This window comes from Stenotrophomonas sp. G4 (assembly GCF_003428825.1).
In the GTDB taxonomy this organism is placed as follows: Bacteria; Pseudomonadota; Gammaproteobacteria; order Xanthomonadales; family Xanthomonadaceae; genus Stenotrophomonas; species Stenotrophomonas indicatrix.
Genome location: NZ_CP031741.1, coordinates 3,840,466 through 3,858,210, shown reverse-complemented (window position 1 = coordinate 3,858,210; position 17,745 = coordinate 3,840,466). Strand labels below are relative to the sequence as shown.

The following is a 17,745-nucleotide window of genomic DNA, read 5'->3' as shown; positions in this document are numbered from 1 at the left end:
CGGGAAACGACGGCGATGAGCGCGGTGCAGGCGTTCCTGCAGCACCTGCAGGTGGAGCGGCGGATGTCGGCGCATACGCTCGACGCCTACCGCCGCGATCTGGAGGCGTTGTCGGTGTGGGCCGAGCCCCGCGGGGTGGCCGTGGAGGCACTGGATGCCGACGCGGTGCGCCGGTTCGTTGCCGATGAACACCGCCGTGGCCTGTCGGCCAAGAGCCTGCAGCGCCGGCTGTCGGCCTGCCGCAGCTTCTATGCCTGGCTGCTCAAGCATGGCCGTATCGAGGCCAGCCCGGCAGCGACGCTGAAGGCGCCGCGTGCGCCACGACGGCTGCCGCAGGTGCTCGACGCCGATGAAGCCGTGCAATTGGTTGAACTGGAACCGGAAGGCGAGCTGGGCCGTCGTGACCGCGCGCTGCTGGAACTGTTCTATTCCTCCGGCCTGCGCTTGAGCGAAGTCTGTGCGCTGACCTGGCGCGATCTGGATTTCGCCAGCGGCCTGGTCAACGTGATGGGCAAGGGCAACCGGCAACGTCGCGTCCCCTTCGGAAAGCCGGCACGCGAAGCGCTGCTGACCTGGCGCAGCGAAAGCGGCGGTGGCGCTGCCACACCGGTTTTCCCCGGTCGCAACGGGCCTATCAGCCAGCGCGCGGTGCAGATCCGCATCCGCCAGCTGGCACAGCGCCAGGGCCTGTTCAAGCACGTGCACCCGCACATGCTGCGGCACAGTTTCGCCAGCCACATCCTGGAATCCTCCGGTGACCTGCGCGGTGTGCAGGAACTGCTCGGCCATGCCGACATCGCCACCACGCAGATCTACACCCACCTGGATTTCCAGCATCTGGCCAAGGTCTACGATGCCGCGCATCCGCGCGCGAAACGTCGCAAAGACCCGCCCGACACGGTGGGGTAGCGCCGGGCCATGCCCGGCGGCTGTGCGATCCATGTGTCGTGTACGCGACACCGCCCGCGCGGCGCGCTCGCCGGGCATGGCCCGGCGCTACCGTTACTGCGCTGCCGACACACTGGCCTGTGGCAACGGCTCGGGCCGCACCCACCACCCGATCGAGATGCAGGGTGAGGACTGGTACGTGGCGTGGGGCATTGAACCCAATCCGGACCGGCCATCGCATGCCAAGCGCTGAACGGCAGCTATCGGCACGGGCTTGATCGCTTCGGCGGCTGTCCCCATGTCCCGTGAACAGCTATCGGAGGCCGCATGGACCCCAGTCAGAATCCCACCGTTTTCCACGCCACCACCATCGTCTGCGTTCGTCGCGGCGAGCACGTGGCCATTGCCGGCGACGGCCAGGTCACCCTCGGCCACACGGTGATGAAGGGCAACGCGCGCAAGGTCCGCCGCCTTGGCCGCGATGGCCAGGTGCTGGCCGGCTTTGCCGGTGCGGCCGCCGATGCCTTCACCCTGTTCGAGCTGTTCGAAGCCAAGCTGGAAAAGCATGGCCAGCTGCAGCGTGCCGCGGTGGAGCTGGCCAAGGATTGGCGCACCGAGCGCCGCCTCGGCAAGCTCGAGGCGCTGCTGGCGGTGGCCGACAAGGAAACCTCGCTGATCATCAGCGGCACCGGCGACGTGATCGAGCCGGAGGACGGCATCATCGCCATCGGTTCCGGTGGTTCGTATGCGCTGTCCGCTGCACGCGCGCTGATGGCGCACACCGAACTGGATGCACGCACCATCGCCAGCGAAGCGATCAACATCGCCGGCGACATCTGCATCTACACCAACCGTAACGTGGTGGTCGAGGAGTTGTGACGGGGAACCGTCACACGCATACATGAGCCGCCGGGCATGGCCCGGCGCTACCGACAACGCATTCGTGAGCACATCCATGCCGCACAAGATCGAAGTTTCCTCCGCCACCATGACCCCGCGCGAGATCGTGCAGGAACTGGACCGGCACATCGTCGGCCAGCACGACGCCAAGCGCGCGGTCGCCATCGCCCTGCGCAACCGCTGGCGCCGCATGCAGCTGCAGCCCGAACTGCGCAACGAGGTCATGCCCAAGAACATCCTGATGATCGGCCCGACCGGCGTCGGCAAGACCGAGATCGCGCGCCGCCTGGCCACGCTGGCCAACGCGCCGTTCGTGAAGGTCGAAGCGACCCGCTTCACCGAAGTCGGCTACGTCGGCAAGGATGTCGAGCAGATCATCCGTGACCTGGCCGATACCGCCGTCAAGCTGTACCGCGAGCAGGCCAAGGCGCGCGTGCGCACGCAGGCCGAAGAGCGCGCCGAAGACCGCATCCTCGATGCACTGCTGCCGCGCCGCAGTGGTGGCATCGGCTTCGATCCGGAAGCGGCACGCAACGAGCCGTCGGCGCAGGACAACGAGACCCGCATCAAGTTCCGCAAGATGCTGCGCAACGGCGAGCTGGACGATCGCGAGATCGAGCTCGACCTGACCGCCAACGTCAGCATGGACATCATGACCCCGCCGGGCATGGAGGAAATGGGCCAGCAGCTGAAGTCGATGTTCGCCAACCTCGGTGGTGGCGCCAAGGCCCACAAGCGCACGCTGACCATCAAGGCCGCGCGTCCGCTGCTGCAGGAGGAAGAGGCCGGCAAGCTGGTCAACGAGGACGACATCCGCACTGCCGCGATCGAGGCCTGCGAGCAGCACGGCATCGTGTTCATCGACGAGATCGACAAGGTCGCCAAGCGGGGTGACAACGTAGGCGGTGGCGATGTCTCGCGCGAAGGCGTGCAGCGCGACCTGCTGCCGCTGGTGGAAGGTTCCAACGTGTCCACCAAGTACGGCACGATCAAGACCGACCACATCCTGTTCATCGCATCGGGCGCCTTCCACCTGGCCAAGCCCAGCGACCTGATCCCGGAGCTGCAGGGCCGCTTCCCGATCCGCGTGGAGCTGGGTGCGCTGAGCAAGGCTGATTTCGTGCGCATTCTGACCGAGCCGAAGGCCGCGCTGACCAAGCAGTACGAAGCGCTGCTGGCCACCGAAGGCGTCAAGGTCAGCTTCACCACCGATGCCATCGACCGCCTGGCAGAGATCGCCTTCCAGGTGAACGAGCGCCAGGAGAACATCGGTGCGCGCCGCCTGCATACCGTGCTGGAGCGCCTGCTGGATTCGCTCAGCTACGAAGCACCGGACCGCGATGGTGAAACCCTGGCCATCGACAGTGCCTATGTCGATGCGCACCTGGGTGAGCTGGTGCAGGACCCGGACCTGAGCCGTTACATCCTGTAACCGGGAATGCGAAAAGGCCGCCGAAAGGCGGCCTTTTCGTTATGCAGGGTCGGATCCCTCGCCATGGCGAGGGCTTCGACCCGTTACGTACTCGCCGGGCATGGCCCGGCGCTGCCTTTGTGGCCGGATCTGCGGTAGCGCCGGGCCATGCCCGGCGGCGCCGTCACGCCTCCGGCAGCGGCTCGGGCACCGAACCCGGTACGAACACGCCTTCTTTCACGTAGGCGGCCAGGGTCATGTCCAGCGCCAGCATGCCGTCGCGCTTGAGGTCCATCAGGTCCGGTTCGACCATCGCCCCGTGCAGCACGCCGAGCACGGTGGCGTGCAGCATGCGCGCGGCGATCTTCGGGTCGGCGCCGTCGCGCAGCTGGCCCAGGTCCTGGGCACGGCGCAGGGCGCGTTCCATCCGGTCCAGGGCATCGCGGAAACCGCTCTGCTGCAGTTCGGTCAGCACCCTGGTGTCGGCCGAGGCATCGCTGCGCAGCATGATCTCCATGGTCTTGCGCAGGCGCTCGTCCTCGGACAGCTCGATGAACGAGTGGATCATCACCGCGCGCAGGTCATGCACCGGCGTGTCGCGCTGGTCGGTGGAGGTGCGCTCCAGCTCCTGCATGAAGGGCAGGTGCACCCGTTCGACGATCGCGGTCAGCACCTCGCCCTTGTTCTTGAAATGCCAGTACACGGCGCCGCGGGTGTAGCCGGCGCGGGCACCGATCATCTCCAGCGTGGTCCGGGCTACGCCGTGTTCGTGGAAACAGGCTTCGGCGGCATCCAGGATGCCTTCGCGGGTTGCCTGGGTGTCCTCTTTGGTTTTGCGGGCCATGAGCGGGTACGAGTGCGGGTGAAACGTGGCTGAATTGTACCGCTTTACAAACAAACACGCATGTATGTATATTTCCGTCCCATCATTCCCGTCGTGCGCGTGGCAGGCCAGTCCCGGCTCCCACTTCACGCGGGTGGGCGCTGTTCGCGCGGACTTACTCCTGCAAGGGGAGGGTCCGTCGTATCAGCACCTGCTGAGATCCCTCCCTTCAAGAGCCATTCCCATCATGTTGCTGAGCCGAATCCGACCCTTCGCGTTGTCGCTGGCGATCGCTGCCACCGTCGCTGCCTGCGGCGGCCAACCCCAGGCGCCCGAACAGGGGCCGGGCCAGGTCAGCGTGGTCACGCTGAAGTCCGAGACCGTCGGGCTGACCCGTGAGCTGCCGGGCCGCACCAACGCCTTCCTGGTGGCCGAAGTGCGCCCGCAGGTCAATGGCATCGTCGCCAAGCGCCTGTTCACCGAGGGTGGGATGGTCAAGGCCGGCGAGCCGCTGTACCAGATCGAGGACGCCAGCTACCGCGCCCAGGCCAACAGTGCGCGTGCACAGCTGGCCCGCGCCGAAGCCACTGCCAATGCAGCGCGGCTGAGCGCCAAGCGCATCACCGAACTGGCCAAGGTCGACGCGGTCAGCCAGCAGGATCTGGAAAACGCCGTGGCCGCGCAGAAGCAGGCAGAGGCCGATGTCGGCGCCGCCAAGGCCTCGCTGGATGCCGCCAACGTGACCCTCGGCTATGCGCGCATCACCGCGCCGATCAGCGGCCGCATCGGCAAGTCCAGCGTCACCCAGGGCGCGCTGGTCAGCGCCGGGCAGGCCACGGCGCTGGCAACCGTGCAGCAGCTGGACCCGATCTACGTCGACCTGACCCAGTCCTCGGCCGAGCTGCTGCAGCTGCGCCGCGAACTGGCCGCCGGCCGCCTGCAGGACAACCAGCAGACGCCGGTCAGCATCCTGATGGAAGACGGCAGCACCTTCGAACACAAGGGCACGCTGGAGTTCTCCGAAGTCAGCGTCGATCCGGCCACCGGCAGCTTCGCGCTGCGGGTCAAGGTCGACAACCCCGATGGCCTGCTGATGCCGGGCATGTACGTGCGCGCGGTGATCGGCGGCGGTGTGCGCAGCGATGCGGTGCTGGTGCCGATGCAGGGCATCGCCCGCGATCCGAAGGGCGATACCAGCGCGATGGTGGTCGGCAAGGACAACAAGGTCGAAGTGCGCCCGGTCAAGGTCAGCCGCACCGTCGGCGACAAGTGGCTGGTCGAGGACGGCCTGAAGGCCGGTGACAAGGTCATCGTCGAAGGCCTGCAGAAGATCGGCCCGGGCATGCCCGTGAATGCCACCGAACAGGGCGCCGCCCCGGTCAAGCCGGCCGCCGCCCAACCTGCAGCTGCGGCCGCAGGCGCGAAGTAAGCGGAGAACTCCATGGCACGTTTCTTCATCGATCGACCCATCTTCGCGTGGGTCATCGCGATCATCATCATGCTCGCCGGCGGCCTGGCCCTGTTCAAGCTGCCGATCTCGATGTACCCCAACGTCGCACCGCCGGCGGTGGAAATCAGCGCCAGCTACCCGGGTGCTTCGGCCAAGGTGGTCGAAGACTCGGTGACGCAGATCATCGAGCAGAACATGAAGGGCCTTGATGGCCTGATCTATTTCTCCTCCAACAGCTCGTCCAACGGCCAGGCCACCATCACCCTGACCTTCGAGAGCGGGACCAATCCCGACATCGCCCAGGTGCAGGTGCAGAACAAGCTGCAGCTGGCGATGCCGCTGCTGCCGCAGGAAGTGCAGCGGCAGGGCATCAACGTGGCCAAGTCCAGCTCGGGCTTCCTGAACGTCATCGCGTTCGTGTCCGAAGATGGCAGCATGGATGCCAACGACATCGCCGACTACGTCGGTTCCAACGTCGTGGACCGTCTCAGCCGCGTTCCGGGCGTGGGCAACATCCAGGTGTTCGGTGGCAAGTACGCCATGCGCATCTGGCTGGACCCGAACAAGCTGCACACCTACGGCATGTCGGTGCCGGAAGTGGTCGCTGCGGTGAAGGCACAGAACGCGCAGGTGGCCATCGGCCAGCTGGGTGGTGCGCCGTCGGTGAAGGGCCAGCAGCTCAACGCCACCATCAACGCGCAGTCGCGCCTGCAGACCCCGGAACAGTTCCGCAACATCATCGTGCGCGGTGCGCAGGACGGTGCCGAACTGCGCCTGGGCGATGTAGCCCGCGTCGAGCTGGGCGCCGAGTCGTACGACTTCGTCACCCGCTACAACGGGCAGCCGGCCAGCGGCCTGGCGGTCACCCTGGCCACCGGCGCCAACGCGCTGGATACCGCTGCCGGTGTCGATGAAACGCTGAAGGAACTGGAAGGCTTCTTCCCGGCCGGCCTGAAGGCCGAGATCCCGTACGACACCACCCCGTTCGTGCGCGTGTCGATCAAGGGCGTGGTGCAGACCCTGCTCGAAGCGATCGTGCTGGTGTTCGTGGTGATGTACCTGTTCCTGCAGAACTTCCGCGCCACCCTGATCCCGACCATCGCCGTGCCGGTGGTGCTGCTGGGTACCTTCGGCGTGCTGTCGGTGCTGGGCTTCTCGGTGAACATGCTGACCATGTTCGCGATGGTGCTGGCCATCGGCCTGCTGGTGGACGATGCCATCGTGGTGGTGGAGAACGTCGAGCGCATCATGTCCGAAGAGGGCCTGTCGCCGCTGGAAGCCACCCGCAAGTCGATGAGCCAGATCACCGGCGCGCTGGTGGGCATCGGCCTGGTGCTGTCGGCGGTGTTCGTGCCGATGGCCTTCATGAGCGGCTCCACCGGCGTGATCTACCGGCAGTTCTCGGCGACGATCGTCTCGGCGATGGCGTTGTCGGTGCTGGTCGCGATCGTGCTGACGCCGGCGCTGTGCGCGACCATGCTCAAGCCGCTGAAGAAGGGTGAGCACCACGTCGCCCACCGCGGGTTCGCCGGTCGCTTCTTCAACGGCTTCAATCGTGGCTTCGACCGCACCAGCGAGAGCTACCAGCGCGGCGTGCGCGGCATCCTGCACCGTCCGTGGCGGTTCATGGGCATCGTGGCCGCGCTGTTCCTGCTGATGGGCGTGCTGTTCGTGCGCCTGCCCAGCTCGTTCCTGCCCAACGAAGACCAGGGCGTGCTGATGGCGCTGGTGCAGGCGCCGGTGGGCGCAACCCAGGAGCGCACGTTGGAATCGATCGCCGCGCTCGAAAAGCACTTCATGGAAAACGAGAAGGGTGCCGTCGAATCGGTGTTCTCGGTGCAGGGCTTCAGCTTCGCCGGCATGGGCCAGAACGCGGGCATGGCCTTCGTCAAGTTGAAGGACTGGAAGGATCGTGACGCCGACAACGGTGTGATGCCGATCACCGGACGTGCGATGGCCGCGCTGGGGCAGATCAAGGATGCCTTCATCTTTGCCTTCCCGCCGCCGGCCATTCCGGAACTGGGCACGGCCTCCGGCTACACCTTCTTCCTGAAGGACAACAGCGGCCAGGGCCACGAGGCATTGCTGGCGGCCCGCAACCAGCTGCTGGGCCTGGCGGCCGGCAGCAAGAAGCTGGCCAACGTGCGACCGAACGGCCAGGAAGACACCCCGCAGTTCCGCATCGATATCGATGTGGCCAAGGCCAGCTCGCTGGGCCTGTCGATCGACCAGGTCAACACCACCCTGGCCACCGCGTGGGGCAGCTCGTACATCGATGACTTCATCGATCGCGGCCGCGTCAAGCGCGTGTTCGTGCAGGCTGACCAGCCGTTCCGCATGGTGCCGGAGGACTTCGATCTCTGGTCGGTGAAGAACGACAAGGGCGAGATGGTTCCGTTCAGCGCCTTCGCCAGCAAGCACTGGGACTACGGCTCGCCGCGCCTTGAACGCTACAACGGCGTGTCGGCTACCGAAATCCAGGGCGAGCCGGCCCCGGGCGTGGCGTCCGGTGATGCCATGGCCGAGATCGAACAGCTGGCCAAGCAGTTGCCGGCGGGCTTCGGCGTCGAGTGGACGGCGATGTCCTACCAGGAACGCCAGGCGGGCTCGCAGACGCCGCTGCTGTACACCCTGTCGCTGATGATCGTGTTCCTGTGCCTTGCCGCGTTGTATGAAAGCTGGAGCGTGCCGACCTCGGTGCTGCTGGTGGCACCGCTGGGCATCCTCGGTGCGGTGCTGGCCAATACCTTCCGTGGCATGGAGCGCGACATCTATTTCCAGGTGGCGATGCTGACCACGGTGGGCCTGACCAGCAAGAACGCGATCCTGATCGTCGAGTTCGCCAAGGAGCATCTGGAGAAGGGCGCGGGGCTGATCGAAGCGACGATGCACGCGGTCCGCGACCGTCTGCGCCCGATCATCATGACCTCGCTGGCCTTCGGCATGGGCGTGCTGCCGCTGGCAATCTCCAGCGGTGCCGGCTCCGGCGCCAAGCAGGCGATCGGCACCGGCGTGCTCGGTGGCATGGTGGTCGGCACCGTACTCGGCGTGTTCTTCGTGCCGCTGTTCTTCGTCGTGGTGCAGCGCGTGTTCAAGAAGCGCAACGCCACCAGCTGATTCGAAACGGTAGTGCCGGCCGCTGGCCGGCAGCTGCTGCTCGCTTGATGTGAATCCAATGAGGTTGCCGGCCAGCGGCCGGCACTACCTCCTGCCATCCGGCAGTACCGATGGAAGTCATTCCAATGAAAAGTGCATCTCTGTTCCTCTCCATCGCGGCGGCACTGGCGCTTGCCGGCTGCGGCACCCTGGCGCCGAAGAACACCGCAGTGGCCCCGGCCATTCCGTCGCAGTGGCCGGCCGAAGCAGCGCAGGGCGAAGTGGCCGATGCGGCCGCGGTCGGCTGGCGTGACTTCTTCACCGACGAGCGCCTGCAGCAGGTGATCGGCCAGGCGCTGGACAACAACCGCGACCTGCGCGTGGCCGTGCTCAACGTCGAAAAGGCGCGCGGCCAGTACCGCGTGCAGCGCGCAGACCGCGTACCGGGCGTGGCGGTGACCGGGCAGATGGACCGCCGCGGTGGCGATGTGCCGGTCACCGAGCAGTTCAGCGCGGGCGTCGGCGTGGCCGAGTTCGAACTGGACCTGTTCGGCCGCGTGCGCAACCTGAGCGAAGCCGCGCTGCAGCAGTACTTCGCTGTAGCCGCCAACCGCCGCAACGCGCAGCTGAGCCTGGTGGCCGAGACCGCCACCGCGTGGTTGACCTATGGTGCCGACGCGCAACAGTTGAAAATCGCCGAAGCCACAGTGAAGACCTATGAGGATTCGCTGCGCTTGGCCGAAGCGCGCCATGAGCGCGGTGGCAGTTCGGGGTTGGAACTGACCCAGACCCGCACCTTGGTGGAAACAGCGCGTACCGATGCCGCACGCCTGCGTGGGCAGCTGGCCCAGGACCGCAACGCGCTGGCGCTGCTGGCCGGTGGCCAGCTGGATCCGGCGCTGCTGCCGGACAGCATCGCACCGCAGGTGCTTGCGTTGGCACCACCGCCGGCTGGCCTGCCCAGCGACGTGCTGCTGCAGCGCCCGGACATCATGGCCGCAGAGCATCAGCTGTTGGCTGCCAATGCCAACATCGGTGCCGCACGCGCTGCGTTCTTCCCCAGCATCTCGCTGACCGGCAGCATCGGCAGTGGCTCGGGTGAATTGTCCGGCCTGTTCGACAGCGGTACGCGGGTGTGGAGCTTCCTGCCGAAGATCACCTTGCCGATCTTCCAGGGCGGCAAGCTGCGCGCGAACCTGGCCGTGGCCAACGCCGATCGCGATATCGCGCTGGCGCAGTACGAAAAATCGATCCAGAGTGGTTTCCGCGAAACCGCCGATGCGCTGGCATTGAATGTCAGCCTGGATGAACAGGCGGCCTCGCAGCAGCGCCTGGTGGAAGCGGCCGAGCAGGCCAACCGCCTGTCGCAGGCGCGCTATGACGCGGGCCTGGACAGCTTCGTCACCCTGCTGGATGCACGTCGTACCGCCTACAACGCGCAGCAGAGCCAGCTGCAGACACAGCTGGCGCAGCAGGCCAACCGCATCACGCTGTACAAGGTGCTGGGCGGCGGCTGGCACGAGCGCGGGTAAGTCGCTCTGATCTGGTAGCGCCGGGCCATGCCCGGCGGCTTTCCCGTTGGGTGTTCATGGTGTCTGCTGCGTTCCGAGCTTGCGGGTAAGCCGCTCCGATTCCGGTAGCGCCGGGCCATGCGCGGCGGCTTTCTCGTTCGGTGTTCACGGTGTCTGCTGCGTTCCGCGCTTGCGGCTAAGCCGCTCCGATTCCGGTAGCGCCGGGCCATGCCCGGCGGCTTTCCCGTTCGGTGTTCACGGTGTCTGCTGCGTTCCGAGCTTGCGGGTAAGCCGCTCCGATTTCGGTAGCGCCGGGCCATGCCCGGCGGCTTTCTCGTTCGGTGTTCACTGTGTCTGCTGCGTTCCGCGCTTCGCGCTCGCCGGGCGTGGCCCGGCGCTACCGCATCGACCAGCGGCACCACGCAAATGGATACTCATCCAACTGGTTGGTGAGTCCCGCCCGAATGGGATTGCCCAGGATGTAGAGAGCGTGACGCCTCAAGGCTTCCTCATTGCGCACCGCATGGTCAAAGTAGCTGGGCTGCCAAAGCGGTGTATCCACTCCGAACTGTTGCCCCAAGTGTCTGCTGCTGCGTGACTTCACCGTTCCCATCAGTCGGGCAAGTGTTCCACTGCGCAGTTGCACCAGCCAGTGGAGATGATCGGGCATGATGACCCAGGCAAAGGAGTGGCTCATGCCTGCACGTTCCACGAACCGCAGCGCTTCCAGCAGGCATGCGGCATGGTCGGGGTCTTCGAAAACCCGACGCCGCTGCCGTACGACAGTGGTGAGCACATAGCAGCTATCGACCCGGGAGTCGCGGCCACGAGCAAGATGACGACTGGACATGAAGCCAGTCTGTTGGAACAGCATGTCTGCTGGCATCGGCAATCGCCACTGATTCTTGTGGGGATCCTCCAGTCTGCGCACTGGTTGAGCGCCATCCGTATGGGGACACTGCGGTAGCGCCGGGCCATGCCCGGCGGCTTTCCCGTTCGGTGTTCACGGTGTCTGCTGCATTCCGCGCTGCGCGCCCGCCGGGCCATGCCCGGCGGCTTTCCCGTTCGGTGTTCACGATGTCTGCTGCATTCCGCGTTGCGCGCTCGCCGGGCATGGCCCGGCGCTACCAGAGGGGGAATTCCCGGTAGCGCCGGGCCATGCCCGGCGGCTTTCCCGTTCGGTGTTCACGGTGTCTGCTGCGTTCCGCGCTTCGCGCTCGCCGGGCATGGCTCGGCGCTACCAGAGGGTGGAAATTCCCGGTAGCGCCGGGTCATGCCCGGCGAGCGTTGCTGCTGTCACACCGCTTCGTCGTCGCGCCGCTCGGTGCGGCAGGCGCGTACCCGCGTCAATGCGTCGCCGGCTTCGCGCGCCATCCTTTCGTACTCGGCGCGGATCTCTTCGAGGCGCTCTTCGTCCAGCTCTTCCAGATCCAGCAGCTCGTTGTTGGCCTCGGCGGTGGCGCGGATCAGCTCGTCCAGCTTGATCTGCATCGCCGCGGTGTCCGAGTTCTGCGTGTGCTGGATCAGGAACACCATCAGGAAGGTGATGATGGTGGTGCCGGTGTTGATCACCAGCTGCCAGGTGTCGTTGAACTTGAATATGGGGCCACTGATGCCCCACAGCACGACGATCGATACTGCGGCCAGGAAGGTCCACGGCGAGCCGGTGGCGGCCGCGGCCTTCTTGGCGATCGTATTGAACAGGTTCCTTGCGCTCATCGTCATCGTTCCACGGGAATGGCGATGATCATCGGCACATGGCCGTGCAGGTGCCGTGCAGCAGGCATGGACTCAGGCGCGCAGGCGCGGTGCTTCCTGGCTGCGCACCGGGCTGGCCAAGTAGACATGCTGCCAGCAGCGTTCGACGAATTCGCGGGCCTGCGCTTCACTCAGGCGCGGCATGATCTGCAGGGCGTACTGGGTCTGGAACAGCTCATCGCGCTGGGCGTTGCTGGCGCGTGGTTGGGTGATCAGCGAATCACAGGCGAACTTGATCCACGGGACATAGGTGCCGAACGAGGTGTGCGCGAGTGCGCCATCGGCGTGCTGGCGGCGCCAGTAATCCAGCTCCGCATCGACATTGATGACAGGGGGAATGGCGGGAACTTCAGCGTGCATGACGATCCAATCGGTTGGAGGTGAAGGGAGTGGGGCCCGTTACAGTGTGGCCCGGGCGGCGGTGCATGCCGCGTCAGCGCGATGTGCAGCCAGCGTGGCGACGGCGCAGCAGCTGCGCGTGTTCAACCGCGCCCAGCTGTTCGGCCATGGCGGCCATCGCATTGCACAGGCGCACCAGGTCGCGGGGATGGTCGTGCAGCAGATCCTGCTGCATGTCCTGGTAGGCGCTCCAGAACGGGGCACTGCGCTGGTGCAGTGCGTACTGCTGCTGCAGTCGGCTCCAGATCGCGGCCAGCGCCGGGTCACTGCGAGGACGTACGGCATGCGCGTGCATGGTCGGCTCCAATCCGGGGCGGGGGCCCGGTTGCATTCCACCCTAGACGTCGCTGCGCAGCAGGATGTTAGTGGCGCGTGTTGACTGCACGCAGCTGACTGCGCAGCAGTTCACGTTGAAGCGTGCAGACGCTGCCGGCACAAGGCTGTGCCGGCACTGAAGCGTTCATCAAAGCGGGCTCATCAGCCGTGGCGGATGCTCATTCGCCGATGTCTTCGTTCCAGATTTCCGGATGTTGCGCAATGAAACCGCCGAGCAGGTCCACGCATTCCTGGTTGTCCAGGTCGATCACGTTGACGCCGTTTTCCCGCAGCCAGTCGATGCCGCCCTGGAAAGTGCGCGATTCGCCGACCACCACCGTGCCGATGTTGAACTGCCGCACCAGGCCCGAGCAGTACCAGCACGGGGCCAGGGTCGTGACCATGATGGTGTCCTGGTAGCGGCGCTGGCGGCCGGCCTTGCGGAAGGCGTCGGTCTCGCCATGCACGGACGGGTCACCTTCCTGCACGCGGCGGTTGTGGCCGCAGCCGAGCAGGCGGCCGTCGTTGTGGTACAGCGCCGCGCCGATCGGCACGCCGCCTTCGGCCAGGCCCTGGCGGGCTTCGGCAATGGCGGTCTGCAGCAGGGCCTGGTAGTCGGGCGTGGTGATCATGCGGGGCTCCGGTAGGTCGTGGGGCGCCATGATACGGCCAGCGTTCCCCGCAGGGGCCCGGCGGTGCGATAATCGGGGGCATGAGCGAATCCCCCTACAAATCCGGTACCACCCATTTCGGGTTCCGCGACGTTGACGCCAAGGACAAGCAGAAGCTGGTCGGCCAGGTGTTCACGTCGGTCGCGCGCAACTACGACCTGATGAACGACCTGATGAGCATGGGCGTGCACCGGGCATGGAAGCGCTACTACGTCGCCACCGCGCAGGTGAAGCCGGGTGACCGCGTGCTTGATCTGGCCGGTGGCACCGGCGATATCGCCGCGCTGCTGAAGGAGCGCGTCGGTGCCGAGGGCTCGGTAGTGCTGGGCGACATCAACGCCGGCATGCTGTCGGTCGGCCGTGACCGCCTGACCAACCGCGGCTTGGTGCTGGGCCTGGACTACGTGCAGTGCAACGCCGAGGCCCTGCCGTTCCCGGACAACAGCTTCGATCTGGTGACCATCGCCTTCGGCCTGCGCAACGTGACCGACAAGGACGCCGGCCTGCGCGAGATGTACCGCGTGCTGAAGGTAGGCGGCCAGGCCCGCGTGCTGGAGTTCTCCGAAGTCACCGCCGACTGGTTCAAGCCGATCTACGACTTCCACTCGTTCAAGATCCTGCCGAAGCTGGGCAAGCTGTTCGCCAACGATTCGGACAGCTACCAGTACCTGGCCGAGAGCATCCGCAAGCATCCGCCGCAGGAAGAACTGAAGGCGATGATGGGGCAGGCCGGCTTCGAGCGCTGCCACTACAAGAACCTGACCGGCGGCATCGTCTCGATCCACTCCGGCTACAAGCTGTAAGCCTTGACGGTCGCCGGGCATGGCCCGGCGCTACCACGCAACGTCCCGGCACGGTCCTGGTAGGTGCCAACCTTGGTTGGCACACGCCCGTCCGCGAGCGCTGCCCGGTCCGTGCCAACCAAGGTTGGCACCTGCCAGAAGCAGCAAGGTCGGCACGTGGCGCGAGCAATGATGGATCCGTGCCAACCAAGGTTGGCACCTACCAAAGGGTGGCGCCACGCCGCCATTACCCCGCACCGCGCAACGCTTCCCGGCCGGGGGAGAGGTACCATTGGGGTTTGTTCCCCGTAACGGTCCCGATTCATGCGCAATCCGCTGATGCTCCTTCCGCTGGCCGTGGCCCTGGCCGCCGGCTGCTCCCAGGAGGCGGCCGCACCCGCCGCCGCCCCGACTGCCCAGAAGGCTCCCGCCGCCCCCGTGAACGCCGAAAACCGCAGCCACGATGAAAGCTCGTACGCCGAGCCGGACAAGGTCGTCGTCAAGGACATCGCGCTGGACCTGAAGCTGGACTTCGACCAGAAGCAGATCGGCGGCACCGCCACCTACACCCTGGAATGGAAGCAGAAGGACGCCAAGCAGCTGGTGCTGGACACCCGCGAGCTGAGCATCGCCAAGGTCGAAGCGATCGCCGCTGACGGTGCGCGCAGCCCGCTGCAGTTCGTGCTGGCCCCGGCCGACAAGGTGTTCGGCAGCAAGCTGACCATCGAAACCCCGGAACAGCCGGCCAAGGTCGAAGTGACCTACCACACCGCACCGACCGCTTCGGGCCTGCAGTGGCTGGCGCCGTCGATGACCGAGGGCAAGAAGCTGCCCTTCATGTTCAGCCAGTCGCAGGCGATCCACGCCCGTTCCTGGGTACCGCTGCAGGACACCCCCAGCGTGCGCTTCACCTACAGCGCGCACGTGGTCTCGCGCCCGGACGTGATGGTGCTGATGAGCGCCGACAACGATCCCAAGGCCGCGCGTGACGGTGACTACACCTTCAAGATGCCGCAGCCGATTCCGTCCTACCTGCTGGCCATCGCCGCCGGCGACCTGGTGTTCGAGCCGATCTCCGGCCGCTCCGGCGTCTGGGCCGAGCCGACCATGGTCAACAAGGCCGCCAAGGAATTCGAAGACACCGAGAAGATGATCGGTGCCGCCGAGAAGCTGTACGGCGAATACCGCTGGGGCCGCTACGACATGCTGGTGCTGCCGCCGTCGTTCCCGTTCGGCGGCATGGAAAACCCGCGCCTGACCTTCGCCACTCCGACCGTGATCGTCGGCGACAAGTCGCTGGTCTCGCTGGTCGCCCATGAACTGGCACACAGCTGGTCGGGCAACCTGGTGACCAACGCCAGCTGGAAGGACATCTGGCTCAACGAAGGCTTCACCACCTACGTCCAGGGCCGCATCACCGAAGCCCTGTATGGCAAGGAGATGGCCGAAATGGAAAAGCAGATCGACCAGACCGATCTGCTGGCCGAAGTGAAGGACATGAGCCCGGCCGACCAGGCGCTGGCGCTGCCGCCGCTGAACGAACGTGACCCGGACGAAGCCCTGAGCCAGGTGGCTTACGTCAAGGGTTCGTGGTTCCTGGAATTCCTGGAACAGCGCTTCGGCCGCGAAACCTTCGACCCGTTCCTGCGCGGCTGGTTCGATGACCACGCCTTCCAGAGCGCCAACACCGACCAGTTCGTCGAGTACCTGAAGAAGAACCTGCTGCCGAAGAATCCGTCGGCGGTGACCGAGGCCGAACTGAAGGCGTGGCTGGACGAGCCGGGCATTCCGGCGTTCGCAGCCAAGGCGCAGTCGCGCAACTTCAGCAGCGTCGATACCGCGCGCATCGCTTTCGCCAGCGCCGGCACCGTGCCGAGCAGCCAGGTGATTGCCGAGTGGAGCACCCAGGAGTGGGTCCGCTTCATCGACGGCCTGGGCGCCACCCAGCCGCTGGACAAGCTGGCCACGCTGGACAAGACGTTCCACTTCACCGGCACCCCGAATGGCGAGATCGCCATGCGCTGGTACCCGCTGACCATCCGCAGCGGCTACGAGCAGGCCAATGAAGCGGCCGCTGCGTTCATCGAGCGTGTCGGCCGTCGCAAGCTGATCCTGCCGATCTACGCTGAACTGGTGAAGACCCCGAAGGGGCTGGAGCTGGCCAAGCAGGCCTTTGAGAAGGCCAAGCCGGGCTACCACCCGATCACCACCGCCTCGGTGCAGGACATGCTGGCCAAGGCTGAAGCCAAGTAAACGGTAGTGCCGGCCGCCGGCCGGCAACCTGATGCTGCTTCACCAGCAACGGCGGGGAAACCCGCCGTTGCTGTATCCGCTTTTCGCTGCCGATAGAATCGGAATGCACCCGTAAAGGACTCCGCCATGAAACGACTGATCCTGCTCACCGCATGCACCCTGGCCCTGGCCGCCTGCAGCAACCCCGAGGAAGAACGCAAGGCGCAGGAAGCCGCCGCGGCCGCCGTGCAGGCGCAGAAGGAGGCCAAGGCCGAAGACGTGGCCAAGCAGTACGACATGGCCGTGGCCGCGCAGGACTGGGAGCGTGCGCGCCTGCATGGCGCCTCGCTGCTGGACCAGTACAAGGACACCGCCGCCGCCGGGCGCATCGCCGCCGGCTTCGACGAGGTCAAGGCCAAGGGCGATGCCGCGCGCGATCTGCGCCGCATGCAGGCGCTGTGGCAGTACAACCAGATTCCGGTCGGCAGCAAGGGCAACCAGCTGTCGGCGCAGATCTTCAGCAAGGAGCGGGTGGATGTGGATGGCAGCGGCGCCAAGCCGGTGCAGCTGGTGTTCCGCGACCACCCCGAATGGAAGCGTCATGCCTACCTGGTGCTGCAGGCCGGCGATTTCCGTTGCCCGCAGTGCACGGTGAAGGTCACGGTGGACGGCGGCAAGCCGGTCTCCATGGCGGCCTGGCGGCCGAAGACCGACGAGGCGATCGCCATGTTCATCACCGACCAGAAGGCGTTGTGGAAGCTGGCAGCCAAGGGCAAGTCGATCAGCATCGAGTTCCCGGTCAAGGCCGGTGGCACGCGCACGGCCGTGTTCGAGACCGGTGGCGTGGATGCCAGCCGCATGCCGGCGTGGTGGCGTTGACCGTGCAGGCACCGGCGGCTGCGTCGTCGCTGTCGGCGATCCGCCACTGGGTGTTCGACATGGATGGCACGCTGACCGTGGCGGTGCATGATTTCGCGCGGATCAAGCGCGAACTGGCGATTCCGCAAGAGGATGACATCCTCACCCACCTGGCCGGGTTGCCGGCCGCAGAGGCCAGCGCCAAGCACGCTTGGCTGCTGGCGCACGAGCGTGCGCTGGCCGCTGCTTCCCAGCCGGCAACGGGAGCGGTGGCGCTGGTACGTGCGCTGCAGGGCGCCGGCTGCCGGCTGGGCATTCTGACCCGCAACGTGCGCAGCCTGGCGCAGGTCACCCTGCAGGCGATCGGGCTGGGCGACGTCTTTGCCGAAGACGACATCATCGGCCGCGACGAGGCCGAGCCGAAACCCTCACCGGCCGGCCTGCAGTACTTCCAGCAGCGCTGGCAGGTGGAGCCCGCGCAGGTGGTGATGGTGGGCGATTACCGCTTCGATCTGGAATGCGGCCGCGCGGCGGGCAGCCGTACGCTTCTGGTCAACGCTCCGGACAACCCGTGGCCGGGCATGGCCTGTTGGCACCTGCCCGATTGCGGGGCGGTGCTGGAGCGCTGGCGGCACTAGCGCGGCGCTCTGT

17 protein-coding genes are annotated in these 17,745 nt (G+C 66.3%); 11 read left to right on the top strand and 6 right to left on the bottom strand.

All coding sequences use genetic code 11. From position 1 onward, the window contains the following. Positions 1–15: 15 nt before the first annotated feature. The 4 genes from xerC to hslU all read left to right on the top strand — a co-directional run bounded on the left by xerC (position 16) and on the right by hslU (position 3,220). Positions 16–909 (top strand): tyrosine recombinase XerC, encoded by an 894-nt coding sequence (gene xerC, locus D0Y85_RS17600; RefSeq protein WP_117311420.1) that lies wholly within the window; start codon positions 16–18, stop codon positions 907–909. 76 nt (positions 910–985) lie between these two features. Then, positions 986–1,141 carry a DUF3079 domain-containing protein gene (locus D0Y85_RS17595; protein ID WP_343202878.1) on the top strand — a complete coding sequence of 52 codons (156 nt, stop codon included), beginning with the start codon at positions 986–988 and terminating at the stop codon, positions 1,139–1,141. Positions 1,142–1,215: 74 nt separating this feature from the next. Then, on the top strand, positions 1,216–1,767 hold the full coding sequence (gene hslV / locus D0Y85_RS17590) for an ATP-dependent protease subunit HslV (protein WP_025877284.1): 552 nt from the start codon (positions 1,216–1,218) through the stop codon (positions 1,765–1,767). A 76-nt stretch (positions 1,768–1,843) separates the two neighbouring features. Continuing rightward, the gene (gene hslU / locus D0Y85_RS17585) at positions 1,844–3,220 is read left to right on the top strand and encodes an ATP-dependent protease ATPase subunit HslU (RefSeq protein ID WP_117311979.1); all 1,377 of its coding nucleotides are present in this window, start codon (positions 1,844–1,846) and stop codon (positions 3,218–3,220) included. Positions 3,221–3,383: 163 nt separating this feature from the next. On the opposite strand, the gene smeT is transcribed toward hslU, so the two are convergent. Further along, positions 3,384–4,043, bottom strand: a complete 660-nt coding sequence (smeT, locus tag D0Y85_RS17580; RefSeq protein WP_025877280.1) for an efflux transporter SmeDEF transcriptional repressor SmeT — start codon at positions 4,041–4,043, stop codon at positions 3,384–3,386. 226 nt (positions 4,044–4,269) lie between these two features. Between smeT and smeD the strand changes: the two genes are divergently transcribed. The 3 genes from smeD (at position 4,270) to smeF (ending at position 10,100) form a co-directional block, all read left to right on the top strand. Then, positions 4,270–5,451, top strand: a complete 1,182-nt coding sequence (smeD, locus tag D0Y85_RS17575) for a multidrug efflux RND transporter periplasmic adaptor subunit SmeD (protein ID WP_117311418.1) — start codon at positions 4,270–4,272, stop codon at positions 5,449–5,451. 12 nt (positions 5,452–5,463) lie between these two features. Beyond that, the gene (gene smeE, locus D0Y85_RS17570; protein WP_080149814.1) at positions 5,464–8,589 is read left to right on the top strand and encodes a multidrug efflux RND transporter permease subunit SmeE; all 3,126 of its coding nucleotides are present in this window, start codon (positions 5,464–5,466) and stop codon (positions 8,587–8,589) included. A gap of 110 nt (positions 8,590–8,699) precedes the next feature. Continuing rightward, complete coding sequence (smeF, locus tag D0Y85_RS17565; protein WP_117311417.1) at positions 8,700–10,100, top strand: multidrug efflux RND transporter outer membrane subunit SmeF; 1,401 nt, start codon at positions 8,700–8,702, stop codon at positions 10,098–10,100. 376 nt (positions 10,101–10,476) lie between these two features. On the opposite strand, the gene D0Y85_RS17560 is transcribed toward smeF, so the two are convergent. The 5 genes from D0Y85_RS17560 to D0Y85_RS17540 form a co-directional block, all read right to left on the bottom strand. Beyond that, a complete protein-coding gene (locus tag D0Y85_RS17560; protein WP_240329277.1) occupies positions 10,477–10,953 on the bottom strand; it encodes a transposase in 477 nt (158 codons plus the stop codon). A gap of 422 nt (positions 10,954–11,375) precedes the next feature. Further along, the gene (locus D0Y85_RS17555) at positions 11,376–11,798 is read right to left on the bottom strand and encodes a low affinity iron permease family protein (RefSeq protein ID WP_025877275.1); all 423 of its coding nucleotides are present in this window, start codon (positions 11,796–11,798) and stop codon (positions 11,376–11,378) included. A gap of 72 nt (positions 11,799–11,870) precedes the next feature. Further along, positions 11,871–12,197, bottom strand: coding sequence for a hypothetical protein (locus tag D0Y85_RS17550; protein ID WP_025877273.1), 327 nt, complete (start codon positions 12,195–12,197; stop codon positions 11,871–11,873). Between the two features lie 73 nt (positions 12,198–12,270). Further along, positions 12,271–12,531, bottom strand: a complete 261-nt coding sequence (locus D0Y85_RS17545; RefSeq protein ID WP_080149816.1) for a hypothetical protein — start codon at positions 12,529–12,531, stop codon at positions 12,271–12,273. Positions 12,532–12,730: 199 nt separating this feature from the next. Beyond that, a complete protein-coding gene (locus D0Y85_RS17540) occupies positions 12,731–13,183 on the bottom strand; it encodes a nucleoside deaminase (protein WP_049399252.1) in 453 nt (150 codons plus the stop codon). Positions 13,184–13,263: 80 nt separating this feature from the next. Here D0Y85_RS17540 and ubiE point away from each other — a divergent pair, with 80 nt between their 5' ends. The 4 genes from ubiE to D0Y85_RS17520 all read left to right on the top strand — a co-directional run bounded on the left by ubiE (position 13,264) and on the right by D0Y85_RS17520 (position 17,732). Continuing rightward, positions 13,264–14,025, top strand: a complete 762-nt coding sequence (ubiE, locus tag D0Y85_RS17535; RefSeq protein WP_032976541.1) for a bifunctional demethylmenaquinone methyltransferase/2-methoxy-6-polyprenyl-1,4-benzoquinol methylase UbiE — start codon at positions 13,264–13,266, stop codon at positions 14,023–14,025. Positions 14,026–14,328: 303 nt separating this feature from the next. Beyond that, positions 14,329–16,257: a M1 family metallopeptidase gene (locus D0Y85_RS17530; RefSeq protein WP_117311416.1), complete on the top strand. Its 1,929-nt coding sequence runs from the start codon at positions 14,329–14,331 to the stop codon at positions 16,255–16,257. 126 nt (positions 16,258–16,383) lie between these two features. Next, positions 16,384–17,115 (top strand): hypothetical protein, encoded by a 732-nt coding sequence (locus tag D0Y85_RS17525; protein WP_117311415.1) that lies wholly within the window; start codon positions 16,384–16,386, stop codon positions 17,113–17,115. Positions 17,116–17,174: 59 nt separating this feature from the next. Continuing rightward, positions 17,175–17,732: an HAD family hydrolase gene (locus tag D0Y85_RS17520; protein ID WP_229291406.1), complete on the top strand. Its 558-nt coding sequence runs from the start codon at positions 17,175–17,177 to the stop codon at positions 17,730–17,732. Positions 17,733–17,745 lie beyond the last annotated feature (13 nt).